2 protein-coding genes are annotated in these 1,501 nt (G+C 66.4%); one reads left to right on the top strand and one right to left on the bottom strand.

The annotated features are described in order from the left end of the window. Nucleotides 1-66: 66 nt before the first annotated feature. Nucleotides 67-474 carry a 4-oxalocrotonate tautomerase family protein gene (locus EN745_RS34680; protein WP_126055669.1) on the bottom strand — a complete coding sequence of 136 codons (408 nt, stop codon included), beginning with the start codon at nt 472-474 and terminating at the stop codon, nt 67-69. Nucleotides 475-588: 114 nt separating this feature from the next. Between EN745_RS34680 and EN745_RS34675 the strand changes: the two genes are divergently transcribed. Continuing rightward, a complete protein-coding gene (locus EN745_RS34675; protein ID WP_127406888.1) occupies nt 589-1,452 on the top strand; it encodes a LysR substrate-binding domain-containing protein in 864 nt (287 codons plus the stop codon). Nucleotides 1,453-1,501: the final 49 nt, after the last annotated feature.

Genomic DNA, 1,501 nt, shown 5'->3' with positions numbered 1-1,501 from the left:
CCCCTCATCCGACCGAGCTTCGCTCGGCCACCTTCTCCCACAAGGGGAGAAGGAGAGGGCGCCGGGCTACGCCGCCTTCAGCCTGCCGCTGATGAAACGGAACTCCTGCGTCTTGCCGCCGTAGCCATAGGCGGCGGCCGGAACCTCGTGCACGAAGGCGTAGCTCTCCTCATGCACGCCGCCCAGCAGGCGGCCGAAGGCGGCGAAGATCGCCTGGAGATAGGCTTCGAGCTCGAGCTTGGTGTTGGTGCCGTCGACCACCTTGATGTCGAGCCAGAAAGTATTGGAATCATGCTCGGCCAGCGACTTGCCGCCGGCGAACCAGTGCTGCGGATCGATATAGCTGATGGCGACCGCGGTGATGGTCGGGTCCTTGCGCAACTGCTTGGCGGTGATCTCGGTCACCTCCTTGGCGATAGTGGCGGACAAAGCGGCGTCGGGCTTGCCGGTGACGCTGACATTGATGATCGGCATTTTCTTTCTCCTCGTTGTGAGCGGCGCTTCCTCGCCGTTGGAAGAAACCATGTCACGATCATTGAATCAAAAAAATCGAATTGTTTCGAAGAAAAGATTCGATATCATCGAATTATGCAAGTGCTCGACCCAGACCTCCTCAGGACCTTCCTTGCTTTCGTCGATGGCGGTTCCCTGGCGAATGCGGCTTCCGTCGTCGGCCGCTCGCCGTCGGCGGTGACGGCGCAGATGCAGCGGCTGGAGGAGATCGTCGGCGAGCCGCTGCTTGCTCCCCAAGGCCGCGGGCGCGGCCTGACGCCCGCCGGCGAGGATCTGGTCGGCCATGCCCGACGCATCCTCGCCGTCCACACCGAGGCCTGGCTGGCGCTGAAGGGCGCGCGTGCCGGCGGCCGCGTTGCCATCGGCACGACGCAGGATTTTGCCGATCGTGGCCTGCCGGAGCTGCTGCGCTCCTTCGCCGTCAGCCATCCGCGCGTCAGGATCGAATTGCGCGTCGGCCGCTCGGCCGAGCTTGCACAGGCACTGCAGGCCGGCCAGCTCGATCTCGCGATCACCATGCGCCAGGCCCCGGCATCGGACGAGGTCGCGGTGATCGGCGAGCCGATGCGCTGGCTCTGCTCGCAAAAAGGGCTGGCTGCGCGCGAAGAGGAGTTACCTCTGGCACTGCTCGATCCGCATTGCGGTTTTCGCGAAGCAGCGCTTGCGGCGCTCGACGCGGCGGGCCGCCGCTATCGCATCGCCGCCGGCAGCGCCAGCCTCGCCGGCCTGCGCACGGCGGTCGATGCCGGCATCGCGCTGACCCTGCGCACGGCGCGCTTTGCCCATTCCGGCATTGTCGAAGCGCCGCGCGAGCTTGGCTTGCCGCCGGTTCCGACGGCCGAGTTCGCCATCCGGCTGCGGCCGGAGGCCGAACGGCCGGCGCGGGACCTGGCCGCGCTGTTCGGCGAGGGCCTCGCACCCTCGGCAATCCCGGGCTGAGCGTCGCGCAAAGAAAAAGCCGACCTAATGGGCCGGCTTTAAGTAGGGC

Origin of the sequence: Mesorhizobium sp. M4A.F.Ca.ET.022.05.2.1, from assembly GCF_003998845.1 — a bacterium.
In the GTDB taxonomy this organism is placed as follows: Bacteria; Pseudomonadota; Alphaproteobacteria; order Rhizobiales; family Rhizobiaceae; genus Mesorhizobium.
The sequence above is the reverse complement of the archived record's forward strand: the minus strand, read 5'-3'. Positions and strand labels throughout refer to the sequence as shown.

Coding starts and splice junctions, on each gene's coding strand:
- EN745_RS34680 (WP_126055669.1), bottom strand. CDS start 474: ATGCCGATCATCAATGTCAGCGTCACCGGCAAGCCCGACGCCGCTTTG.
- EN745_RS34675 (WP_127406888.1), top strand. CDS start 589: ATGCAAGTGCTCGACCCAGACCTCCTCAGGACCTTCCTTGCTTTCGTC.